This window comes from Nesterenkonia sphaerica (assembly GCF_005771565.1).
GTDB classification, from domain to species: domain Bacteria; phylum Actinomycetota; class Actinomycetes; order Actinomycetales; family Micrococcaceae; genus Nesterenkonia; species Nesterenkonia sphaerica.
This window is the reverse complement of the sequence record NZ_VAWA01000001.1, coordinates 161,900-187,591: the sequence shown is the minus strand read 5'-3', so window position 1 is coordinate 187,591 and position 25,692 is coordinate 161,900. Positions and strand designations below refer to the sequence as shown.

The window sequence follows — 25,692 nt, the reverse complement described above, 5'->3', positions numbered from 1 at the left end:
AGCCTCAGGACCATTGCGGCAGCGTCGGCAGGCTGGGAAGCGGCGCGTCGGATTCAAGATCTCCGGTCTCGCCCCACGCCAGCCACTGCACCAACGCCTCCCGGTCACCGAAGACTCGCTGGCCCTGGTCACCGAGCTCCCAGGTCTCGCCCTCCACCGTGTCGATCCGCAGTGGGGGGATCTCAGACCGCTGGGCCATTCGGCGCATCAGTGCCTCAAGTGCGTCGAGCGCCGAGTCTGGATCGGCCTCCTCCATTGACCAGGCCGTGCCGAGGGAATCGTGGGTGAGCACGATCTCTGCGATGCGCTGCGGGACGACCTCACCCGGGGTCAGGGTCAGGCCCCGGTAGTGCAGTGCAGCCTCCTCAGGCAGTGCGGTGAGATGGGCAGCCGCTGCGGTGAACGCCACGTGGGACCGCCGAAACTCCAGCCGGAGATCACCGCCAGCGTTCGGCATGCTGCTCGTCAGTGCCTGCGGGAGCCCGAGCGCCGAACTGATCAGCGCCGCCATGTCGTAACCGCCCTCCACCACCCGGCGGATCACGTCCTGCCGCGAGTGTCCGCTGGCGGCCGTGGCTTCCATGAGGTCGTCGGCGAGCATGGTGATCACGGTGTCCATCATCTCTGTCTCGCGCCCCAGGCGGGACAGATCGGAGTAGAGACGCTCAATGCGGTTCATCAGTCAGGATCCTTTCGTCGACGGGGAGTGCTGTCACGCTACGCGAGCTTCTGCGCCGCCGGGGAGGCCTCCCACCCCCCAATATTCAACCCCCTGAGTCACCCTTAGGGGTCCCCCTAGTGTGATGACTGTCACGGGCCCGCAAGATGGTAGGCGTTCCCTCATCAGGCGGCAGCCAGCCGCCGCACCCACGACACAGGAGGCCTGTCTTGACTGACACCCTCGCATTCAGCGCCGAAGCAAGAGAGCTCATCGACAACGGTGTGCAGGAGAAGCCCGAAGAAGGTCTGCACCGTGTCAACCGGCAGATCTTTACCGACGAGGAGATCTTTGAACTCGAGATGAAACACATCTTCGAGGGCAACTGGGTCTACCTGGCTCATGAGACCCAGATCCCGGAGATCGGAGACTATTTCACCACCTACATCGGCCGTCAGCCGGTGGTGATCACCCGGGACAAGCAGGGGCAGCTGAATTGCCTCATCAACGCCTGCGCACACCGCGGTGCCATGCTCTGCCGCCGGAAGACCGACAACCGGACCACCTTCACCTGCCCCTTCCACGGATGGACCTTCCGGAACTCAGGCGAGCTGCTGAAGGTCAAGGACGGGCGTAACGGCGGCTATCCTGAGCAGTTCAACAAGGCCGGCTCGCACGACATGACCAAAGTCGCTCGGTTTGAGAGCTACCGGGGGTTCCTCTTCGGGTCGCTGAACGACGATGTGGTGCCGCTGGAGGAGCATCTGGGCGACACCCGGACCATCATTGATTCCATCGTGGACCAGTCCCCGGAGGGGCTGGAGGTGCTCAAAGGAGCCACCACCTACACCTACGACGGGAACTGGAAGCTGCAGGCGGAGAACGGGGCGGATGGCTACCACGTGACCTCCGTGCACTGGAACTATGCGGCGACCACAGCACGGCGGAAGTCCGGGGAGTCGAAGAATGACACCAAGGCTATGGATGCCGGCGGCTGGGGGAAAGTCTCCGGCGGGTTCTACTCCTTCCCCTATGGCCACCTGCTGCTGTGGCAGGAGTGGACGAACCCTGAGGACCGCTCTCTGTGGGCAGAGCGCGAGCGTCTGGTCACGGAATACGGCGAGACCATGGCCAACTTCATGACAAACATCTCCAGAAATCTGTGCCTGTACCCGAATGTGTATCTGATGGACCAGTTCAGTTCACAGATTCGGCACTACCGCCCGATCTCAGCGCACAAGACTGAGGTCACCACTTTCTGCATCGCCCCCAAGGGCGAGCCGCAGGAGGCCCGGGCGAACCGGATCCGGCAGTACGAGGACTTCTTCAATGCCACTGGTATGGCCACCCCGGATGATCTCGAAGAGTTCAGGTCCGCTCAGAAGACCTACCAGGCCACCGCTGCCCAGTGGAACGACATGTCCCGCGGCCAGGCGCACCAGATCGAGGGTCCCGACGAGCAGGCTGCTGCCCTGGGCATGAACCCGATCGCTTCCGGTGCCAAGACGGAGGACGAGGGTCTCTACCCGATCCAGCACGCCTACTGGCAGGAGACCATGCGACAGGCCCTCGAGGAGGAAGACCGCAAGGCACAGGCTGCCGCCCCTCCTGCGAACGCCGCGCGCTGACTCGCACGTCTGGACCTGCTGACCCCACCCACCGCCGCGGCGGAAGAAGGAAAGAACGAGTATGACAATCACCGCAACTGAGACCAGCTCCGGCCTCGTCGTCGACGTCGAGACCGCTGAACGGATCCGCCAGTTCCTCTACCGGGAAGCCCGCCTGCTCGATGACTGGGACTTTGACCAGTGGCTGGAGTGCTATCACCCGGATGCCGAATTCTGGATGCCGGCTTGGGACGTTGACGACACTCTGACCACGGATCCGCAGAATGAGATTTCACTGATCTGGTACCCCAATCGCAGCGGCTTGGAGGACCGTGTGTTCCGGATCAAGACCGACCGCTCCGGGGCCACGTCAATGCCGGAGCCGCGCACCGAGCACAACATCGGCGGGGTCGAATTTCTTCAGCGCCGTGGTGATGAGGTCGACATTCGATTCACCTGGATCACCAATTACTACCGGTACCAGGAGACCCTGACCTACTACGGCCACAGCCTCTATACGGTGGATCTCTCCGGAGAGTCTCCACTGATCATGGGGAAGAAGGTCATCCTCAAGAACGATCTGGTGCACCACCTGATCGACATCTACATGGTGTGACCCTGCCTGCGCCCCACCCGGGACAATCTGTTGAGAAGAGAGAAATGTTATGAGTAACGAAGTAGCCCTCACGTTCGAAGACGGCGTGACAAAGATCGTCAAAGTCAACCCCATGGAGACGATCATGGAAGCGGCCTTCAAAGCACGGATCAACCTGCCCTCCGACTGCCGGGATGGAGCCTGCGGGACCTGCAAGTCCCTGTGTGTCTCGGGCGAATTTGATCCCGGTGACTTCATTGACGACGCCATGACTGAGGAGGAGCTGGAGCGCGGCTATGTCCTCACCTGCCAGGCGGAGCCGCAGACTGACATGGTGATCGATGTGCCCACGACCTCCGAGGTGGCCAAGACTTCGGCAGCGGACTTCGAGGCCGAGATCACGCAGCTGGTCCACCATTCCGAGACGACGATCAGCTTCACCCTCGCGGTGGACAAGCGCGCAGACTTGGCTTTCCTCCCGGGGCAGTACATGAACATCTCGGTCCCGGGCACTGATCAGGCACGGTCATACTCGTTCAGCTCCGGTCCCAAGGATGAGGCTGCCTCCTTCATGGTCCGCAACACCCCCGGCGGAGCCATGTCCACCTACCTCACCGACAGGGCTGCGGTAGGTGATCGGCTCACGCTCTCCGGGCCTTTTGGGACCTTTTTCCTGCGGCCCCCGCAGCGCCGGGTCCTGCTTCTTGCCGGTGGCACGGGACTGGCACCGATCCTGTCCATCTTGGAGAAACTGGCCCAGGACGGCACAGACCAGCCGGTGCACCTGGTCTACGGAGTCACCCGTGACGCCGACGTGGTGGGTCTGGAGATCCTGGACGACTATGTCCAGAAGATTGAAACCTTCACCTACAGCTACTGCGTGGCGGACCCGGACAGCTCGGCGGAGCAGATTGGCTATGTCACCCAGTTCCTGAGTGAGGAACATCTGCAGAACGGAGATGTGGACATCTACCTGTGCGGGCCGCCGCCGATGGTTGACGCCGTCTCCTCCTGGCTGGAGAAGGAAGGTGTGTCTCCGACGAACTTCTACTACGAGAAGTTCGCGCCCAAGGGCTCCACCGACGACGACGAGACCGGGTCGCCGCTGAGCGAGCAGACTCTCAGCGAAGCTGGTGACACCGTCAGCGCCAGCGAGGCGGTCTCCACTATGGAGACCGGACAGCTGTCCTTCACACGGCAGGACTCCATGGCGCACCTGGATGCGCGTATGGGCTTGGAGCTGGCCGTGACCGAGCTGCTGATGGGACGGTTGAGCAAGGAGCAGCTGCAGCACTACCGGCGACTCGCCGAAACAGTGTCGAAGATGCTCGACGGCGGCGAAATTGTGGACGCTGAGGAGTTCGCGAAGCTCAACGAGGAATTTCACGAGTACCTCTTTGTCATCTCCGACAATCCCACGTTCCTGGACGGTTTCCGCCGCCTGCACGTGCATAACCAGATGGTCGAGGCCCTGCGCAACGGTGCGTGGATCGCTCCAGAGATCGAGGCCGAGCACTTCGACCTGGTGGAAGCATTCGAAAACAACGATCTGGACCAGGCTAAGGCCGTGATTCGCGCTCATAATGACCACGCACGGCAGACGATGGCCAAGGCGGTGGCCTGATGGGGCTCGAGGCCGGGCTGCTGGACGGCAAGAATGTGCTCGTCACCGGCGCCGCCCAGGGGATCGGCCGCGAGGTCGCTGTGCTGGCTGCCCGGCAGGGGGCCGAGCTGATCCTGGCCGACCGTTCGGAGCTGGTTGAGGACACCGCGCAGGCCGCTGCAGCTGCTGCCGGTGAGCACCGACGGCAGCTGCGCTGCCTCACTGCGCTGGCGGACCTTGAGACCTGGGAGGGCGCTGAAGATGTGGCTTACCGAGCCACCTCGGAGACCGGGGATATCGACGTATGTATCAACGCGGTGGGAGGGACCATCTGGGCTAAGCCCTATGACGTGTATGAACCCGACCGCATCGAAGCCGAGATCCGCCGTTCGCTGTTCCCCACGATGTGGATGTGCCGTGCGGTGCTCCCCGGGATGAAACAGCGCGGCACCGGTACCATCGTGAATGTCTCCTCAGTCGCCACTCGGGGGATCAACCGAGGGCCCTATTCCGCCGCGAAGGGAGGTGTCAACGCCTTGACCGCCTCATTGGCCATGGAATCTGCCGAGGCTGGCGTCCGCGTGGTGGCCACCGCCCCGGGAGGCACCGAGGCGCCGCCGCGCCGGATCCCGCGGGGGCCCGGACCAGAATCTGATCAGGAGAAGGCCTGGTTCGGCCAGGTGGTTGACCAGACCCTGGATTCCAGCGCCTTCGGCCGATATGGGACGCTGGCCGAGCAGGCCTGGCCGATCGTGTTTCTCGCCTCCGATGCTGCCTCCTATATCACCGGGTCGGTGCTGCCGGTTGCGGGTGGTGATCAGGGATAGGCTCAAGCGGAGGCCTTTATCTCGGGCGCAGCCTGCTGACCAGTCTGCGCCCGGTTTTCCGCGCCATTTCCCGTGTCACCGACGAGGCCCCGCACGCTGGGGGGCGCGTCGTCGTTCTGCGCGGAAGACCGGGGTCGGGGAAATCTGCTCTGCTGCGAGCGCTGCAGGTCGAAATGCCGGAACGCGCCCAATTGGTCGTCGGCGCGGGCTGGACTCAGGATGTGCCCTATGCCGCCCTGCGTCAGCTTCCGCACGCCACTGTGCACTCCTCTGCCGAGGCAGCCACCGACAGTCCGGCCCGCCGCCTGGCTCTGGCGGAATCGCTGACTGCCCAGCACCGGAATTGGGAGTCAGCTCCCCCGGTCATTCTGCTCGATGATCCGCACTTGATGGATGCCCCCAGCCTGCAGGTGCTCACTCAGCTGGCGCACCAGATGAGGACCACCTCCACGGTGCTGGTCATCGCGGCCAGCTCTGAGGTCCACGCCGGGGTGGACCCTGACTTCAGCCGCGTGATGGCGGACCCCGGCACGTTGCAGCTGCAGATCCCTGCCCTGGTCGCTGACGATGTAGTGGCTTTGGCGCGTGAGCGCGGCTTCCACGACATCAACAGCCAAGGGGTAGCGGCGGTGCTGGAGCACTCCGGAGGGCGGCTGCGCGTGGCGGAGGAGATTCTCGCCGAGGTTCCGCAGGGTGCGTGGCCGGCCGATCCCGACACGCTGCCCATTCCGCGCAGCGTGGTCCGCGATGTGCTTGGGCCCATCCGGGACTCCGGGTCAGAGGATCTCTGGCGTCTGGTGGCCACGTTGGCAGTGCTGGAGGAGTCCAGCGATCTGACTCGGATCGCAGAAGTCGCCGGTGTCGCCGATCTGTCTGAGGCGGTGGACCTCGCCGTAGCCAGTGGCGTTGTCCGGGAAGCACGCTCAGCCGGGCTCAGCCTGCTTGAACTGATTCACCCGGCAGCTCAGCGGATCATCATCGCGGAGATGAAACCATCGGAGAGGCGGGCGCTGCATTCCCGGGCCGCAACCTGTGTGGAGCACGCCGAAGACCAGCTGATTCACCGGGCTGCCGCAGCCCAGGGTCAGGATCCGGACTTGGCCTGTGCTCTGCAGCAGGCGGCAGTGGCGGCGGAGTACCAGGGCCGATGGCGTGATTCCGCCCGACTGCACTTCGCTGCTTCGGGGGTGCTCCCCCGGTCCGCTCCACGCGACGCCGAACTGCTCAAGGGCGTCGATGCGCTGGCCAGTGCGGGTAATGTGGCGCAGGCGCTGCCCTGGCTGGGTGTGGCCAAGTCCATCGCTCCCAGCCCGGAGCGCGACGTCGTGCTGGCGAACTTGGCGCTGCACCGCGGCAAAGCCGCGGAGGCTCATGATCTGCTCCAGCGCGCCAGCGCCGCAGAGCCAGCTGACCAGGAGGTCCACGCCCAGATCGCGCTGCGCCGGACGCTGGACGCATTGGTCCGCTGGGACGGCGAGGACCTGTGCGACTGGGCCGACCGTGCCATGCAGCTCAGCCCGCCGGACAGCCCCACTTACATCGAGTCTCGCGCGATGCGCGGAGTCGGACTGGCCGCCCGCGGGCGGCTGGACGAAGCGACCGCAACCATCCGGGAGCTGGCCGCAGAGAATGTCAGCGGAGCACACAGCCAACGCTTCCACCTGTGCGTGGGATGGGTGTCGCTGCTGGCGGGCAATCTGCGTGAAGCCGTCCGCGCTCTGGAATCAGCCGTACCGACGCAGCAGCTCCGGGGTTCGCTGCGGATCTCATTGTGGGCTCAGGGCTGGCTGGCTCGGGTCCAGCTGCTGCTGGGCGAATGGGACGATGCGCTGCGCACCGCAGATGACGGGCTGCGCCAGTGTCACGAGGCAGGGATCGAGTTGGTCACTCCCCTGCTGCACTGGACTTCAGCAGAAGTCCGGCTCTGCCGTGGCCAACCGACCGATGAGGTGTTGGGCGGCACCCGGAGCCGGGCGTTCTTCAGCGACTACCTCGCCATGCAGGTGCCCGAACGCTGTACCCGAGCGATTTCGGCCTATGTTCGCGGTGACCACGAGGCCCGCGCCGCTGCGCTGCGCCCGCTGCTCAGTGAGGATCCCTGGACCTCTGGTCGCGGGTCTTTCTGGCCGTGGCATGCCGACCTCGTCGACGCCCTGATTGCCGCCGACAGCCTGGTGGAGGCTCAGCGTGCAGCCGCGGACTTCCGCCGCTACACCTCTGATGCCAGCGCTCATGTCCGCGCACTGGCCGAAGCGGCCTGCGCCAGAGTGGCCGGGGCCGCCGGCGACGCCGCAGCCGCAGAGCAGCATTTTGCCAGGGCGCTGGATCTGGTCTGCGATGACCAGTACCCCACGGACCGGGCGCGCATCCTGTTGAGCCGCGGCCAGGTCCTGCGGCGGGTGAACCGCCGCCGCGACGCCATGGAGAGCCTGGAACGAGCCCGGGAGTTCTATCAGGGGGTCGGGGCCAAGGTTCTGGTGGAGCGCTGCGAGCAGGAGCTGCGAGCCACAGGCATGTCCTGGGGAGGCGCGACCGCCGGTTCCGCGGGTGAGGCCAGAGACTCGACCTCAGGAAACGCTGTGGTGCTCACCCCGCAGGAACTCTCCGTGGCGAACCTGGTAGTCCAGGGGATGACCAACGCTGAGGTGGCGCGGGAGCTGTTCATTGCGGAGAAGACGGTCCAGTACCACCTGACACGCATCTACGGGAAGTTCCGGATCCGTTCCCGCACCGAGCTGGCGACCGTGCACTTTGCTGAAGACAGCCGTCCGCACTGACTGGACGGCGTCGTGAAGATAACTGCGCGGGCCGGGCAGCGCCTGATGGCGTGGCCGACCCGCGCAGGGCTCACCGCGTAGGCAGGTGGCGGCTTAGAGCTTGTCCAGGCGGTAGTTGTACACAGCGGTCTCGCCGCCGTCGTCGTTGGGCTGGGGATCCAGCATCAGTTCCGGCTTCACGGCGTTTGCGATGTCGTCGTCGTTGTGTTCGTCTCCCGGGAAGTACAGCTGCTGGATCAGCCGCTGATGGCCCGGAGCCTCCACTGCGATGTGCAGGTGGGCCGGACGCCAGGCGTGCCAGTTTGCCGCGGCAATCATTTTGCCGGTCGACCCGTCAGTGGGGATCTGATACGGGGCAGGTTTGATGGTGTTGATCTCAAAGTTGCCTTCGGCGTCGACCGGGACGCGGCCGCGCAGGTTCCACTCGGGCAGCCCGGAAGCAAACTGGGAGTAGTACCCGTCCTCGTCGGCCTGCCAAAGTTCGATGACGGCCTCAGGCAGTGGGTTGCCCTCGACGTCTTTGATGGTGCCGGTGAACTTCAGCTTGGTGCCCTTCTCGTCCTCGCGCATCGGCAAGGTGGCCGGGGTGGGCAGCGTGGGAGCATTCTTGACGTAGTAGGGGCCCTCGATGGAGCCCTTCGAGCCCTGGCGGTCACGAGTGGAGATGTCCTCCACAGTGTGCTCCAGGAACACGTCCAAGAAGAGGGGCCATTCGCCGTCTTCGCCGACCTGGATCAGCCACGCTTTGAAGATATTGAACTCTTCGTAAGTCAGGGCGTGCCTTTCGGCGAGGTCGTTCATCGCTTTGATGGCGTCGCCGATCAGGGCCTGGGCACGTTCAACTGAAATGTCAGCGCCCGCGCCCAGCTTGCCGGACTGCCGAAAGACCTCGGTGGCGCTTCCGCCGGACTCGGCTGCAGTGGGTGTGGTGAGGGTGGTCATGGGTGCTTCTTCCCTATCTGGTGGTTCATCGGTGGCATGGACAGCAGTCACCGCTGGTGTGGTGGGTGTCACGGTGCGCTGGTTTCGAGTGTAAAGTGCTGATTCCACAGGATCAAATACATGATTCACCTCTATTCAGATCCTTTGCATATCAATAGCGCCATAGCGGCCATGCATTGATCATGCATACCCTGTAAATGGACCGGTATTGATATTCATCCGGTTCAAGTGTCATGATGAGGCTCATTCACGGATGCGGGACGCAGAGACCCGTCCGGTCTGCCGCCGATCTCAAGGAGTGCATGTGGAGCTTCGTCACCTGATGTACTTCATTGCTGTGGCCGAGGAGCGCCATTTCGGCAATGCGGCCCGGCGACTGCGCATCGCCCAGCCCCCGCTGTCTCAGCAGATCAAAGCTTTTGAGGCCCAGCTGGGTGTCACCCTCTTTGAGCGGACCACACGCAGTGTCTCCCTGACCCCGGCGGGCGAGTTCCTCCTGGAGCGGGCACGGCTGCTGGTGTCGGAGGCTCAGACGCTGCAAGATGATGTCCGGCGGGTCCATGCAGGCGCTCAGGGCATTCTCCGGCTCGGGAGCACCGGCTCGGCGGCCTACCAGGTGCTGCCGCGACTGCTGCGAGAGGTCCGGCGCCACCTTCCTGGGCTGGAGCTGCAGATCCGTGGCGAGATCCTCAACCCCGAAATTATCCAGGACCTGCTCACCCACAGGCTCGACGTCGCCCTGCTGCGCCTGCCAGCGGCCCCTGCGGGCCTGAAGATCACTGTGATTCAGTCGGACCAGCTGCATGTGGCGATCCCCGAGGACCACCCCTTGGCCGAGACGGAGCAGGTGGAGCCGAGTGCCCTGCGCAACGAGCTCATGGTCTCCTATCCCAGTGATTCGGCCGTAGCGGCTGTCACTGCCGAGGTGTGCCGGTCCGCCGGGTTTGAACCGCAGGTGATGCAGATCGTCAGCGAGACCTCCACGCTGGTGTCCTTAGTGGCCGGCGGAGGCTGCGTGGCGGTCGTGCCGGAGCCTGTCTCAGCTCTGGGCACCATGGGAGTGGTCTTCCGTCCGCTGGTCAATGCGCCGACGGTGGATCTGGCGGTGGCCTGGCGCAGCGAGGACACCCGGCCGCTGCTGCACGCCCTGGTCGAACTGATCTGCGCGCACGGCGCCTCAGCCGGTGAGGAAAGCCCTGCTGCCGAGCCCAACCCTGCCCTTCCTTCCCACCACGCTGCGCGTTGACGCGTTGTGTGCGAACCAGACACGTGAGGACCACGGATGAAGATCACTGCCGTTGAGGCCATTCCCTACACCATTCCCTACAGCCAGCCGCTGAGGTTTGCCTCCGGGCAGGTGAGGGAGGCTGATCACGTGCTCATCAGGGTGCACACTGACGCCGGGCTGATCGGCACCTCAGACACTCCTCCCAGACCATACACCTACGGGGAGACACAAGGGTCGATCATCAGCGTGATCACCACCATCTTCGCGCCCCAGATGATCGGCCTGGACCCCTTTGATCGTGAAAAGGTCCGCCAGGTGCTGGGCCGGACCTTTCACAACGCCACCGCCAAGGGCTCCATCGACATCGCGCTGTGGGACATCATCGGACAGGCACAGCAGATGCCGGTGACCCGCCTGCTGGGCGGATACACCGACCGTCTGCGCGTCTCGCACATGCTCGGGTTCAAGGAGGCTGGCGCACTGGTGGAGGAAGTCGCCCAGATGCGGGCGAACTATGGGATCTCCTCCTTCAAGCTGAAGGTCGGGCGCCGGCCGACGAGCCTGGACATGGGGGCAGCCCGCGCCCTGCGTGAATCTTTCGGCGAGGAGATCGAACTCTACATGGACGCCAACCGCGGGTGGCACGCCGAAGAGACCGGCCATGTGCTGGCTGAGGCGGCCGAACTGGGCATGCAATTCTTGGAAGAGCCCAATCATGCCGCTGAACATGTGGGCCGACGCTGGCTGACCGCACGGTCTCCCATTCCGATCGCCGCCGACGAGTCAGCCCCCGATCTGGCTGCCGCCGCGCGCGAGATCGTGACCCAAGGGGCGGACCTGCTGGCCATCAAGACTGCGCGGACCGGGTTCACTGAGTCCAGCCGGATCGTGGGGCTGGCCGAAGGGCTCGGGGTGGAGGTCTACGTCGGCAATCAGATTGACACTCAAGTAGGCAGTGCCGCCTCAGTGGCCTTCGGTGCGGCTTTCGACCTGACCTCGCGCCGGGCCGCGGAGCTGTCCAATTTTCTGAATATGGCTGACGATCTCATGGCCGAGCCGCTTCACATCTCCGACGGTGTGATCTACACCCGCGATACCCCCGGCGTGGGTCACCAGATTGATGAGTCCAAATTGGCCCACTACCGCACCGACTCAACACGCCGAGCAGTACACCCGGCAGTACACCCAGCACCAAGGACACTGGAAGGATCCCGATGAAGTACCTGGTTCGCATGAACGTCTCGCTCCCCCGCGATCTGGCTGAGGACGATCGTCAGGAGCTCGTGGCGCGGGAGAAGCAATATTCCCAACAGCTGCAGCGGGAGGGCAAGTGGCCGCAGATCTGGCGGGTGGTGGGCCAGTACGCCAACTATTCCATCTTCGAGGTCGGCACCCACGACGAGCTTCACCAGATCCTGCAGGGCCTGCCGCTGTTTCCCTTCATGGACATCGAGGTCACCCCCTTGGCCGCGCACCCTTCAGACATCAAGTCCTGAGGCGCTCGTTCGGCGTGCTCCGCCGTTTTACTCCGCGCGGCTGAGCACGTAGGTTCCGTCGGCCCGTACGCTGGCCACCACCCAGCCTGCGCGCATCAGTGGGGCCATCGTCTCCCGCAGGGCGGTGCGCCACCGGGCGGCCAGCGCCGGGCGTTCCGTGCGCAGCTGCATCATGTCACTGGGCACTCTGAGCCCGACGAGGCCCGCTGCGGCTGCCGAGGCGACCGCATCCTCGCCGGCAGTCAGGCGAGGTGCGGCGTCGTCGTCCGGCTCCAGGAGCATCAGCTGAGGGGTAAGTTCCGGGGCGGGTTCCGGGGCCAGCAGGTTCCACTGGATCAGGGCGCGGTCACTGCCCTGTCCAGCATTGATGCCATCGCGCATCTCACCATAGAACTGCGGCAGATATTCACTCAGCCCGGCCCCAAGCTTGTGCAGGTTGAACCGGGCATTGCGCACGATCAGCGGATCGAAGGTCCACTCCATCACCGTCACGCCGCGCTCCAGGCACCAGCCGCGCTGGTGCAGCTTCATCGCCACTCCCACTCCGCTGCGGGCGCGGGAGGGAAGCACACCGGCAATGTGAGAATGCATCATGTGCATCCGCCCGGTCCGGGCGTCCGGTGCACCGAAGAACCCCACCGTGGCGCCGATCAGGTCCTTTCCTGCATAGGCACCGGCCACATAGTTGCCCGCGTGCTCCAGCGCCACCAGCAGCCCCGCCTCGACAGGGGCCTCGCCGCGGCCGCCGGGGGCCCAGATCTCGGCCAGCACCTCTGCGGCACGCTGCATCTGCTCAGGAGTGTGCAGAGACTCCACGACGACGCCAGCAGCCTGTGCCGCCTGGAGGGCCTGGTGCTGGGCCTGCGCCACGGCGTCGGGTCTCACACCATCTGCTCTTGCGCTGCCCGGTGCCACTGCGCTCACCCGACAGCCGGCGGGTCCAGGTGGGCAGCGATCAGACCCGCCAGCAGCGCTGTCCGGGGCGCGATGTGCTCGACCAGAGCGTGTTCATGTTCGGCGTGCGCGCCCGCCCCGCAGGCGCCAATTCCGTCAAGCGTGGGGATGCCGGCGGCAGCGGTGAAGTTGCCGTCGGAGGCGCCGCCGACTGCCTCCCCGGTGAGCTCTCCGGCGCCCAGCGCCGCCGCCACCTGCTGAGCGCGGTTGAAGAGCAGCTCGGAGGAGCTGCGTTCCATGGGGGGGCGGTTGACGCCGCCGGTGACTTCCACTTCGGCTGCCTCGACCTCGGAGCGCAGCGCGCGGATCTGCTCGTCGACTCGTTCCTGCTCGGCGATGGTGGCCGCGCGAGCGTCGACGACCACTTCCGCGTAGTCCGGAACGGTGTTGGTCGTGGTCCCGGCCCGCATGACGGTAGGGGTGACGGTGGTCCCCACAGTGGGATCCCCCAGCGCTGCGATCTGGGGCAGCAGGAGGCCCAGACTGATTCCGGCGTTGACGCCCTTCTCCGGGTCCAGCCCGGCGTGGGCTGCGACGCCGTGGACGGCCACTGTGTAGTTGGAGGTGCCTTTGCGGGCAATCTTGAGTGAGGTGTCCAGCGCGCCTTCCATGACAAAGGCGGCGCGGGCCTCCGCTGACTCCTCCAGCAGGAGGTCACGCGAGGTGACCGATCCCAGCTCTTCATCCCCGGTGACCATGATGCTCAGCCCGTAGAGGCTGTGTCCGGAGTCCTGCAGCAGTTTGGCGGCATGAATGGCCATTGCCAGGCCGGTGAGCATGTCGAAAACCCCAGGGCCGCGCAGGGTGTGGCCGTCGTTGCTGAAGGGCTTCCGGGCCAGGGTGCCGGTGGGCCACACCGTGTCCTGGTGGGTGACCACCACTACTTTGGGCTTTTCGGTGCCCACGCGCAGCCGCAGGTGCGTGACGTCGTCGACCACCACCGGCTCCGCTTCCAGTCCCAGGCGCGCAGCGATCAGATCCGCGACCACCGCCGCGCCTTCGGCCACGGCGTCCTTGTCATCCGAGGGGGTCTCAACTTCCACGAGCGTCTGTATGTCAGCGATAATCTGATCCAGCCGGGACTCTGCGGCCTCCAGCAGTGCAGGTGAGATGGCAGGCATAGGAGCAACTCTACCGGCGAACGCTGTTCTGAGCGCCTCGGACCCTGTCTCCAGCGGAGAGCTCAGGGGAGCTCAGGGATGGGGACAGCATGTGGGCCGCTACGGCCAGTCCACCGACAGGTACTGCGGCTCGGTGAACTCTTCGATGCCCCAGTGGCCGCCTTCACGGCCGATGCCGGCCTGTTTGACCCCGCCGAACGGTGCGCTGGGGTCTGAGACGACGCCGCGATTGATCCCGACCATACCGGTCTCCAGACGCTCGGCGATCCGGATCGCCTCCTGCAGCGTGCCCGAGTAGACATAGGACGAGAGCCCTACTTCGGCGGCGTTGGCCTGCTGGAGCATCTGCTCCAGGTCCGACCACACCACCACTGGGGCCACGGGGCCGAAGATCTCCTCACGCAGGATCGCGGCGCCGGCGGGGACATCACGCAGCAGCGTCGGGGCGACGAATGCCTCGGTCGCAGCGCTCTCGGGCAGCGTGGCCTGGTGGGCGACAGTGGCGCCGTCGTCGAGCGCTGACTGGATCAACTGCCGCACCCCGGAGGCTGCCTCCCCGTGGATCAGCGGCCCGATCTGGGTTCCCTGTGCCGGATCTCCGACGGTGAGGCGGCTGATCTGCGCCCCGAACGCGGCGATGAACTCCTCGCCCACGTCAGCGTGGACGTAGAACCTGTTCGCTGCGGTGCAGGCCTGACCACCGTTGCGGAACTTCGCGACCATTGCTCCTTGCACTGCGGCCTCGATGTCCGCATCTGCGGTGATGATGAACGGCGCATTGCCGCCGAGCTCCATGGAGGCGTTGACTACGCGTTCGGCGCACTGGGCCAGCAGCGTCCGCCCCACCGGGGTGGAGCCGGTGAAGGACAGTTTCTTGATCCGGTCATCGGCCAGCAGTGCGGTCACCACCTCCCGGGTGGCGGTGGTGGTCGCCACCTGCACAGCACCCTCAGGCAGTCCCGCCTGGACGAGCACCTCAGCGATCGCGAGCGCGGTCAACGGTGTCTCACGCGCTGGTTTGAGCACCACCGTGCAGCCAGCGGCCAGTGCAGGACCTATCTTCCGGGTGGCCATCGCTGCCGGGAAGTTCCACGGCGTAATCAGCAGAGCCACTCCCACCGGGTGGTGGGTGACAATGTTGCGCACTCCGCCAGCTGGCGCCGTCGTGTACTCTCCGCTGAGCCGCACCGCCTCTTCGGCGTACCAGCGGAAGAACTCCGCAGCGTAGCGCACCTCCGACTCCGCGTCCGCCTGGGACTTCCCGTTCTCAGCGACGATCAGGTCCCGCAGCCGCGGCAGATCTTCAATCATCAGTGCGTAGGCCCGGTGCAGGACCTCAGCGCGCTGCCGCGGCGGTGTGTCTCGCCACTGGGCGAAAGTCTGCTGCGCCCGCTCGACCTGAGTCAGCGCCTGCTCCGCGGTGAGGTCGGCGACCTCCTCCAGGTGCTGCCCGGTGGCCGGGTTGGTGACAGAGAAAGTGACGTGGGGGGTCATCGACGCTCCATGCTGGTCGTAGGGCTGGTCGTAGGGGGCCAAAGCTCCTCTCAGCCTCACATCCCGCATCTATGCCGTCCAATACCTGATTGGGCTGCCTAGTATGCTCAGGCTGCATGGACATTCGCCTACTGCGCTACTTCGTCACGGTGGTGGAGGCCGGCACGGTCTCTTCCGCCGCGCAGCGCCTGCATATGACGCAGCCCTCACTCTCCCGTCAGGTTCGGCAGCTGGAGCGCGAGCTGAACCTGACCCTGTTCCTGCGGCACAGCGGACGGCTGCATCTGACCACAGAGGGCCGTGAGTTCCTCACCACGGCGCAGGATCTGCTGCAGCGTCACCACCAAGCCGCCCAGTACGCCGCCCAGCTGGCGCAAGGACGCCTGGCGCGGGTCTCGCTGGCAGCACCGACGACCACTCTGACCGACGTGGTTGCCCCCTTCGTCGCGACTTTCCGTTCCCAGGATCCGGTGCCATCGGTCAGTGAGATCGCCATCGACTCCGCGGCCCACCACGTCCTGAGCAGCTACGACATGGTGATCGCGCCGGTGCGCTGGCCAGCCAGCGCCCACGCCCCGCATTTGGTCAACCTCCCCGTCTGGGCCTATGTCCCGCCGGGTCACCGGTGGGCTGGGCGGCAGCAGGTGGAACTGGCCGAGCTGGTGGGTGAAACGCTGATTCTGCCGACGATGCGTTTCAAAGCCCGCCGGGTCTTCGACTCCGCGCTGGAACATGCCCAGCTCGGACCAGTGACCACCTTGGAGACTCGTCACAGTCAAGTCGCCCAGGCCTTGGCTGCTGCTGGACGCGGGGTGGCCGTGCTGACCGACGACGTCCGTTACGGTCTGCACCCGCTGCAGATTCACCACCGGGGCCAGCCGCTCCAGATTGACCTCTATGCCGGGTGGAGGGCCGGCCACCACGCCCACCAGGCTCTGGAGCAGCTCGCCCAGCGGCTGCGCGACTTTTGCTTGTCCCGCTATCCGCCGAAGAGGAACCGCAGCGCGAAGTAGAAGACGCTGGGCCCCAGCAGGCAGCCCAGGCCGGTGTAGAAGGTGGCGGTCATCGCTCCATAGGGCACCAGGCGCTTATCGGTAGCGGCCAGGCCGCCGGCCACACCGGACGTGGTGCCCATCAGCCCCCCATAGGCCATGGCTGCCTTGGGATTGTTCAGCCCGATCAGCGGGGCAATCATGGGGGTGCCGACCATCACGATCACCGCTTTGACCAGCCCGGCGGCCACAGACAGTGCGATCACTTCTGAACTGGCTCCCACGGCCGTGCCGGTGACTGGACCCACGATGTAGGTCGCCGCGCCGGAACCGATGGTCGCCATGGACTCCGGGTCGGTGTAGCCGAACGCCGCCGCGACGGCCGCCCCGACGATGAAGGACACGATCACACCCAGCAGCAGTGACAGTCCACCTGCTGCCCCGGCTTTCTTGATCTCCTGAAGGTCCACGCCATAGGCGGTGGCCACAATGGCGAAGTCTCGCAGCATCGCTCCGCCCATCAGGCCCAGACCACCGAATATGGCGATGTCCGCCAAGCCAGCTTCCCCGCCGGTTTGTATGCCTCCGGCGTAGGCCAGAACCAGGCCGAGGATGATGGCGATCGCCGAGCCCTGAAGGCGGCCGCGGGTCAGGGTCTTCGACAGCCACCCGGAGATCAGCATCATGGCTCCGACCACCACGAAGGCGAAGAGCAGTCCATTGCGTTCTAGAACGCCTGCTACCAGTTCCATCTCAGACCTCCTGCTTTTCTTTTTCCGTCATCGGAGGCAGAGGTTCCGACTTTTCGCCGATTCGTGAGATCACCGGCACCAGCGCAGCACCGGCTACCAGTGCGGACACACCAGCCAGGATGGCCATCGGTCCACCGTCGATGGCCTCAGCGACGTTCTGGGTCGCCGCCATGGCGATGACGATGGGGATGTAGAGCGCACTCCAGAACAGCACCCCCTGTTCGCTGGGCTTGGGAAACAGGCCTTTCTTGCGCAGCCATGCGCTGACCAGGACCAGCATGATCATGGCGAACCCGACGCCGCCGACGTTGGCATCGACACCGACCAGGACCCCGATGAGGTCACCGATGATCATTCCGACGAGCATGCACAGCGCAAGCGCTGCGACTCCATACAGCACCATGAGGGCGCCTCCTTATGTGGGTAGTGGGACGCTCAGACGTCGGCCGGGGTGAAGAGATCGGCGAACTGCTGGCGCAGCGCGACCTTTTGGACCTTGCCCATCACGTTTCGTGGCAGCGCCTCGACGAATCTGACGGCTTTGGGCTGTTTGAATCGAGCCAGGTCCTCGGAGATGAAGTCGAGGATCTCCTGGGACTCGGGTGCCTGGCCTGGGGCGGGCACCACCACGGCCACTACTGCCTCGCCGAAATCCTCGTGCGGGACCCCTATGACGGCAGACTCCTGGACCTGCGGGTGTGCATCAATGCACTCTTCGACCTCCTTGGGGTAGACGTTGAAGCCCCCGGAGATCACCAGGTCCTTGTCTCGTCCCACAATGCACAGGTACCCGTCCTGGTCGAACCGTCCCAGGTCACCGGTGATGAAGAACCCGTCTTCCCGGAATTCCTCGGCGGTCTTCTCCGGCATCTGCCAGTAGCCGGAGAAAACGTTGGGCCCATGGACCTCCACGAGACCGACCTCACCATCGGCGACCGGCTTACCCGATTCGCGGTCCACCACCCGGATGGTGATCCCGGGAAACGGCTTCCCCACGGTGCCGGGTTTCCGCTCTCCACCGGTGTAGGGGTTAGTGGCGTTCATGCCGGTCTCGGTCATGCCGTAACGCTCCAGGATGGCGTGACCTGTTCGCTGCTCGAATGCCTGGTGGTCACTGGCCAGCAGCGGAGCAGATCCAGAGACGAATAGCCGCATACCAGCGCAGGCCTCGGCTGTCAGCCGCTGATTCTTCAGCAGTCGAGTGTAGAAGGTGGGCACTCCCATGAGCACCGTGGCCCGGGGAAAGAGATCGATGATCTGATCGGCGTCAAACTTCGGCAGGTAGTGCATTGACGCTCCGGCAGCCAGTGTCATATTCGCTGCCACGAACAGGCCGTGGATGTGGAAGATCGGCAGCGCGTGAATCAGGGTGTCCTCCGCGGTGTACTCCCACGTCTGCAGCAGAGCCTCACAGTTCGATGCCAGATTCTGGTGTGTGAGCATCGCCCCTTTGGAACGCCCGGTGGTTCCTGAGGTGTAGAGGATGGAGGCGAGGTCTTCCGGTCCGGCGGGGTAGACGTCGGTATGCCCCTGCTCGGCGCGCAGCAGGGTGCCTTCACGCTGGGCTCCCAGGGTCTCCACCACCAGGGAGTCGCGGTGCTGATGATCGGCCGCGGCCTCCGGTGAGCAGACCAGCACCCGCGGTGTGGCATCACTGATGAAGTAGTCCATCTCTTTGCCGGTGTAGGCGGTGTTCAGCGGCAGGAACACCGCCCCGATCTGCAGGGCGGCCAGGTAGAGGGCAATGGCTTCGGGGGACTTCTCCACCTGCATCGCGACCCGGTCTCCGGGCTTGACCCCATCCTCGATGAGCTGGGCGGCGATTCGCTGCACCGTCTCCAAGGTCTGGGCATAGCTCACCGTCTGGCCCTCGGGCAGGATGAACAGTGCCTTGTGCGGGTCCTCCTCCACCCTGCGCAGAAACTGCTGGTAGATCGAGGCAAATGGCTGGGACATCAAGGGGTTTCCTTTCATTGTGTGGTTCTCGGGATGTGTGAAAGCGGTGCCCGGGGACGCCAGCAGCTGCTTGAGCTGGGGCCCGAGGGAGACGGCGCGGTCACGGACGAACTCCTCGTGCCGTCGCTCCAGCTCCTCGGGCTGATAGCGGTAATTGATCATGGCCCCGTAGGACTGGCGCCAGGCCTCGGTGCCGGGGTTGGCTGGCCACTGCAGCTCCCAGGCGGACGCCCCGTTGCCCAGGTGGAAGCGGGCCACCGGGTCGGTCGGTCGTCCGTCCTGTGCGCGTCGGTGAGTGATGTAATCAGCCAGCACGGGGAAGAGCCGCTCACGCAGATCAGCCAGGGTGTCTTTGGGCAGTTTGGGCCGCTCTCCCAGTAGGCGGGATCTGGCCGCGGGGTCCTCCTCGGGGCCGAGCCGACCGCCCAGTGAGTCCAGGTCCTGCTGAAGCTGGGCGTAACGGGGATCTCCTGCTGCGGCACGGCGTTGGGCTTCGGCGCCGAACCAGCGGCGAAACCCGGGCATGGGGGAAAGCGTGACGTAGTTCTCCAGATGTGGCAGCTGGGCCTGGGCGTGATCGATCACCTGTTTGATCAGCAGGTTCCCGAACGAGACGCCTGCCAGACCATCCAGGGCGTTATTGATGGAGTACAGGGCTGCGGTGTCCGCCTTGGTGGGAGCAATTGAGGAATCAGGGTGCAGCAGCGGGCTGATGTGCGAAGGGATGCCCTTCACCAGGGCGACTTCGACGAAGATCAGCGGGACATTGCCTGTGGCGGGGTGGAAGAACGCGTAAATAGTGCGGTCTTTGGGCTGCAGCCGCTGGCGCAGCTCGCGCCGGCGCGGCATGGGGTGGACTTTCTCGTAACGCACCAGGTGATCGTGAATCTCACGGGGAGAGTCCCAGGTGATTTCCTCCATGCGCAGGAAACCGCGGTTGAACCAGGAGGCCAGCAGATGCTGAAAGTCCGCGTCGACCGGCGCCAGCTCCGGGTGTTTCCGCAGCAGCCGGCGCAGATCCGCGCGCATCTGCACCAGTGCCAGCGTGGCATCGGGGGCATGGTTCATCCGGCGCAGGAGCTGTTGCCGGTGAGGCTCAACAGCGGCGAAAAGCTCGGTGAGGTCCCGCTGGTCCTGTGTCTGCTCCCAGGCGCGGTAGGCATCCTTGAGCCGCTCGGTCTCGACCCCGTAGCGGTCCAACAGGTGAGTGAAGAAGTCCAACTTCTGGGCGTCGTCGAGCTGTGTGTAGCTGTCCAGGGCCCGGGCCGCCACAGCGCGCAGCGATGCTTCCCCGATGTCGCTGACCAGCACCTGGCAGGCAGCACGCAGCTGCTCGGAGGCAGGTGCCTCCGGCTCACCGGAGGGTTCATGTTCCCGACGCTGCCCGCCGAGTGCGCGGAAGAGGTCTCCCAGCAGCCACCGGTCGTTTCGTCCCATGAGCACTCCTCACTCCTTGATAAATCCTTTACACCACGTGATGTATATAACAAGGAGCGTAGTGCATACTCGTGACGTGCGCCACATTGGGTTCGGCGGAGGGTCTTTGTGCCGGTCATCTCCACCCTGGCGCGGCGGGAAGCGGCTAAGCTCGGATTCCAAGGAGGTGGGGATGCCGCGGCTGCCAGAGTCCCAACGGGTGCGCGATGCCCTGGAGAACGCCATTGTTGATGGGCGGTACCGTCCGGGCGAGCGTCTGGACCCTGCCCTTCTGGCGGAGGAGTTCGGCTGTTCCCGCACCCCTATACGGGAGGCGCTGCAGGCCCTGGAACGCTCCGGGCTGGTGCTGATCCGTGCCAAGCAGGGCACCTATGTCACGGAACTGAGCCTTCCGGAGCTCGCGGACCGTTTCGAGGTCATGGCGGAGCTGGAAGGCATGGCTGCCCGGCTGTGCGCGAGCATGATGGACCGGACTCAGCTGGAGGAGCTGCACCACGCGCTGGAGGAATGCCACCTCTATGAGCAGAAGGGTGATTCCGATGGTTACTACTACGCCAACGCCTGGTTCCACGGGGTCATCTATGACTCATGCGGCAACGACTATCTCCGTCACCAGGCACACCTGCTGCGTAAAGTCCTCCAGCCCTACCGCCGGTTGCAGCTGCGGGTGCCGGATCGGCTGCGCAGATCGTTGAGCGAGCACCGGCAGATCGCTGCCGCCATTGAGGCAGGAGAGGCGGACACCGCGGAGAACACAGCGCGGGAGCATGTCTTGGTCCAGGTCAAGGAGTTCAATCAGCTGGTGCGCGCCTGGCGGCATGTGCATCAGGCCCCCAGCACAGCCCAGCGCTAATCGAGCCGCGGGCGGGGGAACGCGAAGAGTCCGCAGGCGTGAGCGGCCGCGTCGTGGATCAGCTGACCGGCACCCCGTTGCAGTTCCGCAAGCTCCGCCGGACCCGCAGCGACGGAGAATGCGGCAGTAATACCGGCCTCGCGGCACTGGGCGGGTGAGAGCTGCACGGCCCCGGCGAGCACGACGACGCCGCAGGAGGCAGGCGCCCGGGAGGCCACCGCGTCGACCACCTTGCCACCCAGGGACTGGGAATCGAGCCGCCCTTCACCGGTGAGCACCAGATCGGCGTCTGCCAGTACCTCCTGCAGCCCCAACACCTCGGAGACCATCGCGGAACCCGGGACCACCTCGGCTCCGAAGACACTGACCAGTCCCAGGGGGATGCCCCCGGCTGCTCCGAACCCAGGAGTCTCCAGGTAGTGCTGAGCCGGCACGCCGGCAGAGTCGGCCATGACCCTGGCCAGTTGAGTGAGCCCGCGGTCCAATTCCGCAATGTCTTGCTCGTGCGCACCTTTCTGCGGACCGAAGACCGCCGCGGCGCCATTGTCTCCGGTCAGCGGGTTCTCCACATCCACTGCGATTCGCCAGCGTATGGAATGAGCGCGCGGGTCCACCCCCGAGAGATCGACCTGTGTGATCTCGCCAAGTCCTGCTCCCCCGGGCGGGGCGGGGGCGCCGTCGTGGTCGTGAAACTCAGCACCCAGGGCGCAGAGCATGCCGGTGCCTGCGTCGGTAGTGGCAGATCCTCCGATGCACAGCAGAATCTCCTCCGCCCCTGCCTCAAGCACATGGCGGGCAATGATGCCGACCCCGTAGGTGTCGGCACGCAGTGGCTGCAGCGGCACATCGGAGACCTGCGGCAGGCCATTGGCCTCGGCCGCTTCAATGACAGCGGTCCGCCCATCCGGGGATAGCCCGTACCGCGCCTGAACCGGCCTGCCGAGTGCGTCCACCGTGTCCACGGTCTCCGGGGTCCGGCCCCAGGCGGCTAGCAGCGCCTCCAGGGTTCCCTCTCCCCCGTCGGCGAATGGCAGCTCCACGACCTCCGCGGCCGGAATGGTCTCCCGGACTCCGGCGGCCATGGCTGCCGCGGCCTCTGCGGCAGTCACCGAGCCTTTGAACGAATCTGGTGCGCAAACAATCTTCATCGTGAGTCCAACTCCTGTCAGATCAGAGGAGAACCAGGGAAAGCAGGAGGACGGCACCAAAGGCTGTCAGGCCCTGAATAGCTGTGGCCACGGTAAGAGTCCGGTAAGCGGTGGCCACTGGTATGCGCGACAATTGCGCGACCACCCAGAAGAACGAGTCGTTGGCGTGGGAGACCACCATCGCCCCTGCACCTACCGCCAAGACAGCCAGCACGGCGCCTTCGGTGGAGTCCAGTCCCAGCGATCCCAGCAGCGGCGAGACCAGGGCAGAACCGGTGACAATCGCTACTGTCGAGGAGCCTTGAGCAGTTTTCAGCGCAGCGGCAATCAGGAAGGGAACGCCCAGCCCCAAGCCGAGCCCGGCAATGTTCTCCGACAAGTAGTCCGTCAGCGGAGAAGCGTTGAGGACGGCACCGAACGATGCGCCTGCACCGGTGATGAGCAGGATAGGTGCGGCGACCCGGATCGCCTCGATGATCTGCGTGTTGAACTGGGCGAGCTTCCCCTCTCCTGACAACAGGCTGGTCGCGATGAGCAGCCCGATGATCAGCGCGATGACCGGAGTGCCGAGGAACACCAGGACTTCAGTGGCGGCCCCGGGGCCGAACGGCTGGCCGGGCAGCTGCGCGATCGACCCCAGGCACACCAGCAACAGCGGGACACCGATGGGCGAAAACGCCAATACTGGATTGGGCAGAGTCCCGAAGGACCTACGCAGCTCGTCATAGTCCTGAACTTCGATGTCGTCCTCGCGCTCCGGAGGCAGAGCCGCAAACTCCTTGTGTGACAGCCGCGAGGCGAAGAGCAGCGCGGCCATCGCCGAGACAAGCGCCACTGGGATCCCCAGCCCGATCAGCAGGCCCAGGTGTGCGGTGACACCCAGCTCCTCGGCTGCGGCCAGAGGCCCCGGGGTGGGCGGGACCAACGTGTGCGTGGCGAACAGTCCGGTCATCAGCGCGGTGGCGGTGGCCAAGCCGGAGATGCCCGCCCGGGAAGTGATCGCTTTCCGCAGTGAGTTGAGAATGACGTATCCCGAGTCGCAGAAAACGGGTATGGAGACGATGTAACCGATCAGGGACATGGTGAGGTTGGGAAATCGGTTGCCTATGAGCCGGATGATGGCATCCGCCATGGCGATCGCCGCCCCAGACCGCTCCAGGATCACGCCGATCATGGTGCCGAAGATGATGACAAGTCCGATATTGCCCAGCGTGCTGCCGAAGGCTTCGGTCACCGTGGTGACACTGTCTTCCAGCGGGATGCGGTACAAGAATGTCGCCAGAAGCGCGGCGCCGAGAAGCGCCAGGAAGGGGCTGATGTGCCACCGCGCTGTGACCACAACGATCGCGGTGACCAGTCCCAGCAGAATAAGGAGATCGACCATAGTTGGTGCCTCTCGACTCAAAGAAAACGTGGACGTGATGTTGGTAACTGACCCTATCGGAGTCCGCCCAGTCATGCCCCGAGTCATGCGACCATAGAACAGCTTGTACACCACCTGCTGCCGTATGGAAGGGATTATGCCGGGCTCACTGCATATCATCACCCTCGTGAAGTGGGTGCCCGACGCTCAGTTGGAGCGGCGGATCGGCGAGGACCGTCGGTTAGACCGCAGCCAGGGCATCCTGGGTGAGCTGGATGAGCATCCGCTGGAAACCGCGCTGCAGATCAAAGAACAGCACGAGGCCGAGGTGCGAGTCTCCGCGCTGACCATGGGACCCTCGGGTGCCTCAGCGGCGGTGAAGAAGGCGCTGCAGATCGGCGCTGATGACGGCTTCCACCTCACCGATGAAGCCTTGCAGGCAGCAGATATCTGGACCACCTCCGCTGCGCTGGCTGCCGCCATCAACTACGTCCGGGCCACTTCAGAAGGCAGTGAGTACCTGGTGCTCACCGGGATGGCCTCCGAGGACGGAGAGACCGCTGCGGTGCCGGCGCAACTGGCTGGCCGGCTCCGGGTGCCGGCGCTGACGCAGGCACGTGAGGTGACGCTAGAGGGCCGCCGTGTGGTGGTCACCCGGCTTTCCGGGACACGGATGCAGAGGGTGGCCGCGGTGCTGCCGGCACTCGTGTCCGTGACCGACCAGGCCAACGAGCCGCGGTACCCGAATTTCCGAGCGATCATGAAGGCGAAGAAGAAGCCCACCACCACCTTCAGCCTCGCGGATCTGGGACTGACCCGTTACGCGGTGGAGTCGAAGGTCTCCCTGATCGCCGCGGAGCCGCGGCCTGAGCGCCAGGCGGGGGAGATTATCCACGACGACGGCACGGCGGGGCAGAAAACCGTGGAGTTCCTGAGCAAGGAGGGGCTGCTGTGACCCAGGTACTGGTGTTCTTTGACCGGGTGGTGGACCACCTGACCCCTGCCCAGGCAGAACTGCTGACCCACGCTGATGCCCTCGGCGAGGCCGTCGTCGTCGCCGGCAGCCTGCCTCCTGCAGGAGCGGAGGCGCTGGCGGTCCACGGCGTGACCGGTGTGCTCACCGGGGCAGATTCCATCTACGCCCCAGACCCGGCCCTGGCTGATCTGGTGGTGGCAGCCGCCGCGGAATTGGACCCTGATCTGATCCTCGGGCCTGACACCCCGGACACCGTAGATGCCCTCTCCCGGGCAGCGGTGGCGCTCGATGCTGGGCTGATCACCGGCGCGAATGGGGTCACCGGCTCCGGGTCCGGCACCAAGTCCGTACTGGCAGGTTCCTGGCGAACCACTGCGCAGATCAGCGAGGACGGCCCCTTGCTGGCGACTCTGCGCCCCAACACCGCCTCCCAGCAGGCGATCGCCGCTGAGGTGCCTGAAGTGGTGGCCCTTGAGGTGGCGGCGTCGTCCGCTGTTGAAATCCTGGAGGAGACGGAATTACCACCCTCCGGCAGACCGGACCTGACCGAGGCCTCAACAGTAGTGGCGTTCGGGCGCGGGGTGGAAGGCGATCTGCGCCTGGTGGAGCAGTTGGCAGAGGAGCTCGGTGCCGCCCTGGGCGCCTCCCGGGTGGCCACCGATGCCGGTTGGATCGACCACTCTGCGCAGGTCGGCCAGACCGGAGTGACGGTCTCTCCTCAGCTCTACATCTCCGTGGGGATCTCCGGGGCAGTGCATCAGAGAGCCGGGATGCAGACCTCAGGCACCATTGTGGCGATCAACAAGGATGAGGATGCCCCAGTCTTTGAGATCGCCGATTTCGGGGTGGTCGGGGACCTCAACGATGTCCTGCCGCAGATGATCGACGAGCTGCGCCGCCGCAAGGGCTGATG

Annotated in this window: 22 protein-coding genes; 12 read left to right on the top strand and 10 right to left on the bottom strand. The window is 65.1% G+C overall.

Features of this window, described 5'->3' with window-relative positions; translation table 11 throughout:
* Positions 1-4: 4 nt before the first annotated feature.
* Positions 5-679 carry a DinB family protein gene (locus tag FEF27_RS00900; RefSeq protein WP_138168938.1) on the bottom strand — a complete coding sequence of 225 codons (675 nt, stop codon included), beginning with the start codon at positions 677-679 and terminating at the stop codon, positions 5-7.
* A 209-nt stretch (positions 680-888) separates the two neighbouring features.
* On the opposite strand from FEF27_RS00900, the gene benA reads away from it, so the two are divergent.
* The 5 genes from benA to FEF27_RS00875 all read left to right on the top strand — a co-directional run bounded on the left by benA (position 889) and on the right by FEF27_RS00875 (position 8,067).
* Positions 889-2,286, top strand: a complete 1,398-nt coding sequence (benA, locus tag FEF27_RS00895) for a benzoate 1,2-dioxygenase large subunit (RefSeq protein WP_279526773.1) — start codon at positions 889-891, stop codon at positions 2,284-2,286.
* 61 nt (positions 2,287-2,347) lie between these two features.
* Positions 2,348-2,881 (top strand): benzoate 1,2-dioxygenase small subunit, encoded by a 534-nt coding sequence (gene benB, locus FEF27_RS00890; protein WP_138168936.1) that lies wholly within the window; start codon positions 2,348-2,350, stop codon positions 2,879-2,881.
* Positions 2,882-2,930: 49 nt separating this feature from the next.
* Positions 2,931-4,484 (top strand): benzoate 1,2-dioxygenase electron transfer component BenC, encoded by a 1,554-nt coding sequence (benC, locus tag FEF27_RS00885; RefSeq protein ID WP_138168935.1) that lies wholly within the window; start codon positions 2,931-2,933, stop codon positions 4,482-4,484.
* The gene (gene benD / locus FEF27_RS00880) at positions 4,484-5,290 is read left to right on the top strand and encodes a benzoate diol dehydrogenase BenD (RefSeq protein ID WP_138168934.1); all 807 of its coding nucleotides are present in this window, start codon (positions 4,484-4,486) and stop codon (positions 5,288-5,290) included. Before benC ends, benD begins: the two co-directional genes overlap by 1 nt.
* Entirely contained in the window at positions 5,287-8,067 is a 2,781-nt protein-coding gene (locus tag FEF27_RS00875) for a helix-turn-helix transcriptional regulator (RefSeq protein WP_341805566.1), read from the top strand. The genes benD and FEF27_RS00875 overlap by 4 nt, the downstream gene beginning before the upstream one ends.
* Positions 8,068-8,160: 93 nt before the next feature.
* Here the strand turns inward: FEF27_RS00875 and catA are convergent, their stop codons facing one another.
* The gene (gene catA, locus FEF27_RS00870) at positions 8,161-9,009 is read right to left on the bottom strand and encodes a catechol 1,2-dioxygenase (protein ID WP_138168932.1); all 849 of its coding nucleotides are present in this window, start codon (positions 9,007-9,009) and stop codon (positions 8,161-8,163) included.
* A gap of 304 nt (positions 9,010-9,313) precedes the next feature.
* Here catA and FEF27_RS00865 point away from each other — a divergent pair, with 304 nt between their 5' ends.
* Genes FEF27_RS00865 through catC form a run of 3 tightly spaced genes read left to right on the top strand, consistent with a single transcriptional unit; the run spans position 9,314 to position 11,733 of the window.
* On the top strand, positions 9,314-10,255 hold the full coding sequence (locus FEF27_RS00865) for a LysR substrate-binding domain-containing protein (protein WP_138168931.1): 942 nt from the start codon (positions 9,314-9,316) through the stop codon (positions 10,253-10,255).
* 36 nt (positions 10,256-10,291) lie between these two features.
* Entirely contained in the window at positions 10,292-11,455 is a 1,164-nt protein-coding gene (locus FEF27_RS00860) for a mandelate racemase/muconate lactonizing enzyme family protein (protein ID WP_138168930.1), read from the top strand.
* On the top strand, positions 11,452-11,733 hold the full coding sequence (catC, locus tag FEF27_RS00855; RefSeq protein WP_138168929.1) for a muconolactone Delta-isomerase: 282 nt from the start codon (positions 11,452-11,454) through the stop codon (positions 11,731-11,733). The genes FEF27_RS00860 and catC overlap by 4 nt, the downstream gene beginning before the upstream one ends.
* Before the next feature lie 27 nt (positions 11,734-11,760).
* Here the strand turns inward: catC and FEF27_RS00850 are convergent, their stop codons facing one another.
* The 3 genes from FEF27_RS00850 to FEF27_RS00840 all read right to left on the bottom strand — a co-directional run bounded on the left by FEF27_RS00850 (position 11,761) and on the right by FEF27_RS00840 (position 15,344).
* Positions 11,761-12,618, bottom strand: coding sequence for a hypothetical protein (locus FEF27_RS00850; protein WP_138168928.1), 858 nt, complete (start codon positions 12,616-12,618; stop codon positions 11,761-11,763).
* A 35-nt stretch (positions 12,619-12,653) separates the two neighbouring features.
* The gene (locus FEF27_RS00845) at positions 12,654-13,808 is read right to left on the bottom strand and encodes a M20/M25/M40 family metallo-hydrolase (RefSeq protein WP_138168927.1); all 1,155 of its coding nucleotides are present in this window, start codon (positions 13,806-13,808) and stop codon (positions 12,654-12,656) included.
* 99 nt (positions 13,809-13,907) lie between these two features.
* Positions 13,908-15,344 carry an NAD-dependent succinate-semialdehyde dehydrogenase gene (locus FEF27_RS00840; RefSeq protein ID WP_243728883.1) on the bottom strand — a complete coding sequence of 479 codons (1,437 nt, stop codon included), beginning with the start codon at positions 15,342-15,344 and terminating at the stop codon, positions 13,908-13,910.
* 74 nt (positions 15,345-15,418) lie between these two features.
* On the opposite strand from FEF27_RS00840, the gene FEF27_RS00835 reads away from it, so the two are divergent.
* Entirely contained in the window at positions 15,419-16,315 is an 897-nt protein-coding gene (locus FEF27_RS00835) for a LysR family transcriptional regulator (RefSeq protein WP_138168926.1), read from the top strand.
* Here the strand turns inward: FEF27_RS00835 and madM are convergent.
* From madM to FEF27_RS00820, 3 genes are read right to left on the bottom strand one after another with little or no spacing between them, the layout of a single operon-like run.
* Positions 16,282-17,046 carry a malonate transporter subunit MadM gene (gene madM, locus FEF27_RS00830; RefSeq protein ID WP_138168925.1) on the bottom strand — a complete coding sequence of 255 codons (765 nt, stop codon included), beginning with the start codon at positions 17,044-17,046 and terminating at the stop codon, positions 16,282-16,284. The two genes, FEF27_RS00835 and madM, sit on opposite strands and share 34 nt — an antisense overlap.
* Position 17,047: 1 nt before the next feature.
* Positions 17,048-17,449, bottom strand: a complete 402-nt coding sequence (madL, locus tag FEF27_RS00825; RefSeq protein ID WP_138168924.1) for a malonate transporter subunit MadL — start codon at positions 17,447-17,449, stop codon at positions 17,048-17,050.
* A gap of 32 nt (positions 17,450-17,481) precedes the next feature.
* Entirely contained in the window at positions 17,482-20,439 is a 2,958-nt protein-coding gene (locus tag FEF27_RS00820) for an AMP-binding protein (RefSeq protein ID WP_138168923.1), read from the bottom strand.
* Positions 20,440-20,611: 172 nt separating this feature from the next.
* Here FEF27_RS00820 and FEF27_RS00815 point away from each other — a divergent pair, with 172 nt between their 5' ends.
* Entirely contained in the window at positions 20,612-21,292 is a 681-nt protein-coding gene (locus tag FEF27_RS00815; protein ID WP_138168922.1) for a GntR family transcriptional regulator, read from the top strand.
* Here FEF27_RS00815 and FEF27_RS00810 read toward each other — a convergent pair.
* Positions 21,289-22,440 carry a glycerate kinase gene (locus FEF27_RS00810; protein WP_138168921.1) on the bottom strand — a complete coding sequence of 384 codons (1,152 nt, stop codon included), beginning with the start codon at positions 22,438-22,440 and terminating at the stop codon, positions 21,289-21,291. The genes FEF27_RS00815 and FEF27_RS00810 overlap by 4 nt on opposite strands.
* A 22-nt stretch (positions 22,441-22,462) precedes the next feature.
* Positions 22,463-23,824 carry a GntP family permease gene (locus FEF27_RS00805; protein ID WP_138168920.1) on the bottom strand — a complete coding sequence of 454 codons (1,362 nt, stop codon included), beginning with the start codon at positions 23,822-23,824 and terminating at the stop codon, positions 22,463-22,465.
* Between the two features lie 136 nt (positions 23,825-23,960).
* Here FEF27_RS00805 and FEF27_RS00800 point away from each other — a divergent pair, with 136 nt between their 5' ends.
* On the top strand, positions 23,961-24,758 hold the full coding sequence (locus FEF27_RS00800; protein WP_208009544.1) for an electron transfer flavoprotein subunit beta/FixA family protein: 798 nt from the start codon (positions 23,961-23,963) through the stop codon (positions 24,756-24,758).
* A complete protein-coding gene (locus FEF27_RS00795; protein WP_138168919.1) occupies positions 24,755-25,690 on the top strand; it encodes an electron transfer flavoprotein subunit alpha/FixB family protein in 936 nt (311 codons plus the stop codon). Before FEF27_RS00800 ends, FEF27_RS00795 begins: the two co-directional genes overlap by 4 nt.
* Positions 25,691-25,692 lie beyond the last annotated feature (2 nt).